This window comes from Thermococcus sp. (assembly GCF_026988555.1).
In the GTDB taxonomy this organism is placed as follows: domain Archaea; phylum Methanobacteriota_B; class Thermococci; order Thermococcales; family Thermococcaceae; genus Thermococcus.
In genome coordinates this window covers 1-7,464 of sequence record NZ_JALSLB010000061.1, presented here as the reverse complement: position 1 = coordinate 7,464, position 7,464 = coordinate 1, and the positions used below count along the sequence as shown (strand labels likewise).

At 54.7% G+C, this 7,464-nt stretch carries 8 protein-coding genes and 1 other RNA gene; 4 read left to right on the top strand and 5 right to left on the bottom strand.

From position 1 onward, the window contains the following. On the bottom strand, positions 1–1,208 hold a 1,208-nt coding region (locus MVK60_RS09955), incomplete at its 3' end, for an FAD-dependent oxidoreductase (protein WP_297438967.1). A gap of 98 nt (positions 1,209–1,306) precedes the next feature. After that, the gene (gene pyrH / locus MVK60_RS09950; RefSeq protein WP_297438965.1) at positions 1,307–1,984 is read right to left on the bottom strand and encodes a UMP kinase; all 678 of its coding nucleotides are present in this window, start codon (positions 1,982–1,984) and stop codon (positions 1,307–1,309) included. 132 nt (positions 1,985–2,116) lie between these two features. On the opposite strand from pyrH, the gene ffs reads away from it, so the two are divergent. Continuing rightward, positions 2,117–2,430, top strand: an RNA gene (gene ffs, locus MVK60_RS09945) — signal recognition particle sRNA. A 146-nt stretch (positions 2,431–2,576) separates the two neighbouring features. Then, the gene (locus MVK60_RS09940; RefSeq protein ID WP_297438960.1) at positions 2,577–3,308 is read left to right on the top strand and encodes a helix-turn-helix domain-containing protein; all 732 of its coding nucleotides are present in this window, start codon (positions 2,577–2,579) and stop codon (positions 3,306–3,308) included. On the opposite strand, the gene MVK60_RS09935 is transcribed toward MVK60_RS09940, so the two are convergent. After that, positions 3,305–4,090, bottom strand: a complete 786-nt coding sequence (locus MVK60_RS09935; protein WP_297438963.1) for a 4-phosphopantoate--beta-alanine ligase — start codon at positions 4,088–4,090, stop codon at positions 3,305–3,307. The two genes, MVK60_RS09940 and MVK60_RS09935, sit on opposite strands and share 4 nt — an antisense overlap. A 162-nt stretch (positions 4,091–4,252) precedes the next feature. On the opposite strand from MVK60_RS09935, the gene MVK60_RS09930 reads away from it, so the two are divergent. Both MVK60_RS09930 and gltA read left to right on the top strand, forming a co-directional pair. Beyond that, positions 4,253–5,098, top strand: coding sequence for a sulfide/dihydroorotate dehydrogenase-like FAD/NAD-binding protein (locus MVK60_RS09930; protein ID WP_297438958.1), 846 nt, complete (start codon positions 4,253–4,255; stop codon positions 5,096–5,098). Next, a complete protein-coding gene (gltA, locus tag MVK60_RS09925; protein ID WP_297438956.1) occupies positions 5,099–6,508 on the top strand; it encodes an NADPH-dependent glutamate synthase in 1,410 nt (469 codons plus the stop codon). Between the two features lie 12 nt (positions 6,509–6,520). Here gltA and MVK60_RS09920 read toward each other — a convergent pair whose 3' ends face one another. Together MVK60_RS09920 and MVK60_RS09915 are read right to left on the bottom strand one after the other, a co-directional pair. After that, positions 6,521–6,991: a hypothetical protein gene (locus MVK60_RS09920; RefSeq protein WP_297438954.1), complete on the bottom strand. Its 471-nt coding sequence runs from the start codon at positions 6,989–6,991 to the stop codon at positions 6,521–6,523. A gap of 273 nt (positions 6,992–7,264) precedes the next feature. Continuing rightward, positions 7,265–7,464: hypothetical protein (locus tag MVK60_RS09915; RefSeq protein ID WP_297438952.1), on the bottom strand; the 200-nt coding region annotated here is incomplete at its 5' end.

The following is a 7,464-nucleotide window of genomic DNA, read 5'->3' as shown; positions in this document are numbered from 1 at the left end:
CCCTTCTGCGCCAGAGCTGACAAGGTCAGTATCCTGCCCCAGACGCGCTCGCCGCCGACTATCTGTGCGCCGATGAGCTTTCTGTCAGACTTCCTGAAGATGACCTTGACCGTTATCGGCTTTCCACCGGGGTAGTACTCGGGCTTCGTTGAGCCCTTGAACCTGCCGACGGCTATCTCTATTCCAGATTTCTTCGCCCTCTCCTCGGTTATTCCGAAGGTGCCTATTTCGAGGTCAAATATCTCGGTTATTGCCGTGTTGAAGACCGGCCTGAAGGATACATTTTTTCCGGCTATGTGTTCAGCGGCAACCTTTGCCATCCTCACAGCTGAAGTTCCGAGCTGACTTAGGGTTCTCTCTCCGATTACGGCATCTATCACCTCGGCGCAGTCGCCTATCGCGTAGATGTCAGGGTCGCTCGTCTGGAGGTGCTCGTTAACGACTATGCCCCAGTGCACGTCGAGGCCGGCCGCCTTTGCGAGGTCGACGTTTGCCCTGACGCCAGTGGCGACGAAGACGAGGTCAGCTTCAAGCTCTTCGTCGCCGATTTTAACTGCACTGACGGGACTGCCGACTATCTCGCTCACACCGACGCCGAAGCGGAAGGAAACGCCGTTGGCTTCCATCTCCCTCTGGACGAGCTTGGCGGTATCTTTGTCAAGCATCGTCGGCATTAGGCGATCCATAAGCTCAACGACCAGAACCTCCATGCCGAGCTTCGCGAAGGCCTCGGCCCCTTCGAGGCCGATTAAACCGGCACCGATTACAACGGCCTTCCTTGGCTTCCTTTCGGCGATGTAGGCCTTTATCTTCCTCACGTCGTCGAGGCTCTTGAGCGTGAAGACACCATCGTTCTGGATTCCTTTAATGGGTGGGACAAAGGCCTTTGAACCAGTGGCCAAAACAAGCTTGTCGTAGGGGACTTCGCCCCTGTCGGTTATGACGACCTTCCTCCCGCGGTCGATGGATTTGACCTCCGTTCCGAGCATGAGCTTTATCTTCTGCTTTTCATAAAACTCGTTCGGGAAGACGATTACGTCATCCGGCTTCTCTATCGTGCCGCTTATCACGTGCGGCAGGGCGCAGGGCGAGTACTGCATGGTCTCTTCCTTTCCGATGACTACTATTTCCGCCTTCCTGTCGAGCTTGCGCATGAACAGCGCGAAGTTGCTTCCGGCTGTTCCAGAACCGATGACGACGACTTTCATTGACATCACCAGAGGAAGAAGGGTGAGGATGTATAAAAAGTTGGCTTTGAAAATTAACTGCAGATTTCAAAAACACTACAAGAAAACAAGGATAAAGATCAAGGCTCAACCACAGTCCCGCTGTGCCTGCCCTTGACCACGTCGAAGAGGTGGTAGGCGTCCCTCTTGCCCACGATGTAGGTCTTTATCCTGCCGCGCTGGATGAACTTGGCGGCAAGAGCATCGACGACGCCACTGCCTCCGGCCTTGCTTTCCTCCTGCATCGCTATCTCCACCAGCTGGTCGACGGTTATCCTGTCGAGCTTCTTCGCGTTCGGATTCTTTTTAGGATCGGAGTCATAGACGCCGTCCACGTTGGTGACCACGATCAGAAGGTCGGCCTGGAGGTACTCGGCGAGCAGAGCAGAGACTGCATCGGTCGTGTGTCCTGGATGCGTTCCTCCCATTATCGGTATCTTCTTGAGCTGGATGACCTCCCAGGCCTTACGGAAGTCCTGGATGACGAAAGGATAGGCCTTCTCGCCAAGGGCAGCTATGAGGAGCATCGCGTTGGCGCGGGTGATGTGTATGCCGATGTAGTCCTTGAAGGTCTCGTTGGGCGTGAACGTCTTCGCGGCCTGGATGTACTTCCTTGAAACCCTGCCCCCACCGACAACCACCGCGACCTCATGGTCCTCACTTATTTTGACGAGCTCGTACGCGATGGCATTGATAAAATCTATGTCCGGATCGTCCGGAACCAAAACAGAGCCTCCTATGTCAAACACGATTCTCATGATGACCCTCACGGTGCTAATTGAAGCCCCTTTATAACCTTTTTCTTGCCGTGAAGGTGTGGAAGGGACGAAGGTGGATCGGGTTCATGAATGCCAAAGCTTTATATATCGGGTGAGAGATAAGTCAGCTGGCGGCGGGCTAGGCCGGGGGGTTCGGCGTCCCCTGCAACCGGAAACCGTCGATATGCCGGGGCCGAAGCCCGGGGGGCGGTTCCCAAAGCCGCCCCCGGAAGCCGGGGCACAACGGTGATCCCTCGTCCCACGGGGCCGGCGGTGGGTGAGGTCCGGCTGGATGGCCGGGCTAACACCCTTTGCCCGCCGAACCCCGCCAGGCCCGGAAGGGAGCAGCGGTAGGCGGGACGTTCGGCGCTCGTGGGGTAGCGGGGGTGAGCGAGCCCCGGTGGAAGGGGGCGGTGGAGGGTCCCCACCCCCGGGCGCGCCCGCCGCCACTTTAACCCCGTTTCTCATGAGGCCTAGGAAGTACTGAACGTGATCCTGACCGGCCTGAGGGACGTCCCGTTGTCAGAATATCCACGAAACCTGTTAGGCAATTGCCGAAAGATTTATAATGATTGACGAACACCACTAAAACATGCTTGAAAAGGAGAAAGAAGCCCTGGCCAAGAGGATAGCAGGCGAAGTTACGCTCTCCTCCGACCCCGGGAAGACCATGAGGAAATGGCGTGAGATATTCGGCATCAGTCAGACGGAACTGGCCGAATACCTGGGCGTTTCTTCCTCAGTTATAAGCGACTACGAGGGAGGCAGGAGGAAAAGTCCCGGCGCCTCAACCATCAGAAAGTTCGTAGAGGCCCTTCTGGAGCTGGACGAGAGGAGGGGAGGGAACGTCATCAAAGCCTTCAGCAAGACGATAGGTAGTGAGCTTCCCACCAATGCCATCCTCGACATCAGGGAGTTCGCGCTCCCGGTCACAATAAAGGACCTAGTGAGCGCCGTTAACGGCGAGGTGGTTGCCAACCTCCATCTGCTCGACAGAAGGATCTACGGGTACACCGTTGTGGACAGTATCCAGGCCATCCTCGAGATGTCCGCGGAGGAGTTCCTCAAGCTCTACGGCTGGACAACGGAGAGGGCGCTTATCTTCACGAAGGTAACAACCGGCAGAAGCCCGATGATAGCGGTTCGCGTTCAGGGGCTCAAACCGGCCGTTGTTGTTCTCCATGGGGTCAAGAAGTTAGATGAGCTTGCGGTCAAGCTGGCCGAACGTGAGAGGGTGCCCCTGATCGTGTCCCATGCTGGGAGCGAGGGAGAACTGGTGACGGGACTCAGGAAGCTCGTTGAAAAAAGTGAGAGGAAACTTTAATCCAGTTCTTTCTTCCGCCAGACACCGCCTTCAGAAAGTCTGGTTAGTCTGTTCCGCATATGGTCCAGGACACCGCTCAAGACATTTCCATTGTCGTACCCCTGCACTATCCCGAGAAGCTCGTCCCTGCTGTAGTCCTTCATCTCCCTGGTCAGCTCAGTCATTCTTGGGTATGCCCGGACTATATTGTCCACTATCGTTATGTCCGCCATCCTCGCGCTCCGGGATAGGGGGTTGAGGTCAACGGTTATCACGAATTTGCCCATCCTCACGAGCGCCTCGGTCCTGTCGCCGTCCTCCAGCGGAACGACGACGACATCAGCCTTCCATATACCTTTCTCATCAACCCTCCCGCGCTCGTGCTCAAGGCCCGGGATTCTCTTCGTCGGGTTCACACCCAGGATTTCAATCTCGGGATCGTATCTCCTGAGCTCATCGGCGATGGCCTTAACGCGATCCTCGGTGCGATAGAAGAGGTTCACCTCAAGTTTTGCGTTTAAGGCCTTCGCAAGCTCTATCGTTTCTCTAGGGACGAGGGCGGCCACGTTGCCGTTCACGGAGACCACGGGGTGTTTCGCAAGGAGGAGCTTCGCAACCGCAGCTTTCATAGCCTTCTTCGCCGGTTCTATCGTTCTTTCACCTATGAGATAATCAAAGGCCTCGCCGCGCCCGTGGGCGATCAGTCCGGCTTTCGCGGTCATTCCTTTTTCCATGCCCTCAATGATCCTTTCCCTGTAGTAGAGACTCCAGTAGCGCGGGTGACTTTTCGGTATCTTAACCACCACCATCACCGAAGAAAGGTCGGGGGCATCCTAAAAAGGCTTTCCCGATTGGTGGAGGGGGGCGAGAGAAGTTTTACACCTTTGGTTTTAAAAACCCCTATAAACCCCAAGTTCAGAACATTTGGTGGACAATACTGGACATGTGTCCGGGGTGGTGCATCTATGTATCGGATCACTGACAAACAGGACCTGAGTCCTATAGATTATTTTGTTGAGGTTGAAGCGCCGCACGTAGCAAAAGCATGGAAACCCGGTCAATTCGTGGTGTTTATAACCAACGAAAGGGGCGAGAGGGTTCCAATGTCCGTGTACAAGGCGGAGAACGGAAAGATAGGAATGTTCATTAGGAAGCTTGGAAAAACCAGCCTGCAGCTTTACTACGAGTTCAAGGTCGGTGATGAGCTTTACAGCATGACGGGGCCGCTGGGGAAGCCGATAAGGGTGAAGAACTACGGAACCGTTGTCTTTGCCTCCGACGCGGTCTGCGGGCAGGCGGAGAACTACGCAACGCTGAAGGCCATGAAAGAGGCTGGGAATTACACGATCTCAATCCAGAGCTTTGAAAACGCTCAGAACGTTTATCCCGAGGAGTTCCTTGCAAAACCTGTCGCCGATGAGCACTACTTAACCACGGACGATGGAAGCATCGGGATGAAGGGGAACTACCTCGACATCGTGAAGGACCTGATCGAGAAGGACAGGATCGACATAATCTTCGCCGGTGGAAAACTCGGAACCCTCGCAAAGCTCGCCGAACTCACAAGACCGTACGGGATTCCGACGATAACGACGGTCAGGCAGATAATGGTGGACGGCACAGGGATGTGTGGTTCCTGCAGGATACTCTACGATGGTGAGGTCAAGTTCGCATGCAGGGACGGTCCCATGTTCGACGCTCACAAGGTCGACTGGGAAGACGTGCTGAAACGGGCCAACCGCTTCCTTGAACAGGAAAAGCTGGCAAAGGAACGCTATCTTGAAGAACTCCGGAAGAAGGGGGTGATTTGAATGCCGAAGCTTATCAAGGAGAGGATTCCGACGCCGGAGAGGCCGGCCCAGGAGAGGGTCAAGAGCTTCGTTGAAGTCAACCTCGGCTACACGTTCGAGTTGGCCAAACAGGAGGCGGAGAGATGTCTCCAGTGCCCGCCCGAGTACGCGCCGTGCATAAAAGGCTGCCCCGTCCACATCAACATCCCCGCCTTCATAGCCAAGATAAAGGAGGGGGACATCAAAGAGGCCCTCCGGATAATCTGGAACGACAACACCCTCCCAGCCGTTACAGGCAGGGTCTGCCCACAGGAGGATCAGTGTGAGGGTGTTTGTGTTGTTGGTAAGGTTGGGACCGCGGTTAACATTGGAAAACTCGAACGCTTCGTGGCCGACTACGCAAGGAAGCATGGAATAGAGGATGAGCTCCTGGAGGAGATCGCCTCAGAGAGAGAATGCGGAAAAGGAAAGGTTGCCATAGTTGGTGCAGGGCCGGCGGGACTGACCTGTGCAGGTGAACTCGCTAAGATGGGTTACGATGTCACGGTTTTTGAGGCCCTGCACAAGCCCGGAGGAGTACTCATCTACGGAATCCCCGAATTCAGACTCCCCAAAGAGATACTCGACAAGGAGATAGCAAAGCTGCGCAGGCTCGGGGTCAGAATAGCAACTGACCACGTCGTCGGTAGAACGGTTACCCTTGAGGGGCTCCTGAAGGAGTACGATGCGGTCTTCATCGGAACCGGGGCAGGGACGCCGAAGCTCCTCAACATCCCCGGGATACTGCTCGGAAGGATATACAGCGCCAATGAGTTCCTCACGCGCGTTAACCTCATGAAGGCCTATGAGTTCCCGGAGTACGACACCCCTGTAGCCGTCGGAAAGAAGGTCATAGTCATCGGTGCCGGAAACACCGCAATGGATGCCGCGCGCTCGGCCCTCCGGCTGGGAGCGGAGGTCACGATCGCATATCGCCGTGGAAGGGAGGACATGACGGCACGTATCGAGGAGATTGGACACGCTGAGGAAGAGGGCGTTAAGTTCGAGTTCTTCCTCAATCCGGTGGAGTTCATCGGTGATGAGGACGGCATGGTCAAGGCCGTTAAGTTCGAGAGGATGAAGGCTCTGGACGAGAGGGACAAGCGCGGAAAGAGGAAGATAGTCGGAACAGGCGAGTACGTGACGCTCGAAGCCGAAACAGTGATCATAGCCATCGGCCTTGAGCCCAACAAGATCATCACCGAGGAGAAGCGCCTAAAAACGAACCCCAACGGAACCCTGGTGGTCGATGGGAACCTGATGACGAGTATTCCGGGTGTTTTCGCGGGTGGTGATGCTATCAGGGGTGAGGCTACCGTCATCCTCGCCATGGGCGATGGGAAGAAGGCTGCCAAGGCCATATGTGACTACATCGGAGAGAGAAAGGCCTGAACTGCCATTTCTTTACCATCCCCTTTTTCTGCTGCCCACAAAAATGCCCCTCCTCAGAACATCCGAGAACTCACTGTTCACAAAGGACTTGGTGAAGTCCATCGTTTCATCCGGGTCGAGCCACTCCACGTCCTCGGGTACCCGATCCTCCCAGAGGTACACCAGCTCATCCCCCTCACGTCCTACCTCCATCGTGTAGATTCTCTTGTTCAGCTCCCGTGCCATCTTAACCTCCCTGCCGACGAGGGATGTGAACTTCCCAAGCAGGGCGACTGCAACCAAGACCTCAGCATCCTTTATCCTTCCGCTGGTGTCCCTGAGCCCATACTTTGATGGGACGAGGATGTTGTTGGAGTTCAATTTCTCCATCACTATCTCAAGGATGGCCCTCTCAGTCCGTGTGTTGTAGAGCAACGTCGGCTCGCTCAGGTAAACGAAAGGCCCGTAGGTTTCTTTCCGTTTCCTTCTAAGGAATCCAAGCATGGAACCACCTCAGGTGGGGATAAAACTTCGTCATCGCACACTCCGCAGGGATGACACTCATCATCGGTTCGCAACCCAAATCTCCCTTCCCAAGCCTTTTTTCGACCAAAGGGGCCTTTTCAGCGGAGCGGATGTCATCGGTTAAAGGGACCCTGTCATCCCACCTCCCTCAAAGTTGCTCTAGAAGGAGGAGTTAAAAGGTTTTACTATCCAAAAACAGCTAAGAAAAGAGGGCCAATTAGCTGTCATCGGTTAATAGAAACACTCTTCAGTTTAACCTTCAAGTTTTTTCTGTAGATTCTCCTTCACTTTTGGCTGGCTAATCTCAGCCATTGCAGAGAGAATCTCAAAGCTAAGTTGATTTCTTTCATGGATGTCGAAAAGATTCACATTACTTAACAAAACTTCCATAGCGGCTCCTGGAAAGCCTCTTTCAATTAAATGTTTGATTATCTTAGTGATCGTCTCTTTCA

Excerpts from the sequence above, each read along its gene's own strand:
- MVK60_RS09940 (WP_297438960.1), top strand. The coding sequence starts at position 2,577 with ATGCTTGAAAAGGAGAAAGAAGCCCTGGCCAAGAGGATAGCAGGCGAA.
- MVK60_RS09930 (WP_297438958.1), top strand. The coding sequence starts at position 4,253 with ATGTATCGGATCACTGACAAACAGGACCTGAGTCCTATAGATTATTTT.
- pyrH (WP_297438965.1), bottom strand. The coding sequence starts at position 1,984 with ATGAGAATCGTGTTTGACATAGGAGGCTCTGTTTTGGTTCCGGACGAT.
- gltA (WP_297438956.1), top strand. The coding sequence starts at position 5,099 with ATGCCGAAGCTTATCAAGGAGAGGATTCCGACGCCGGAGAGGCCGGCC.
- MVK60_RS09920 (WP_297438954.1), bottom strand. The coding sequence starts at position 6,991 with ATGCTTGGATTCCTTAGAAGGAAACGGAAAGAAACCTACGGGCCTTTC.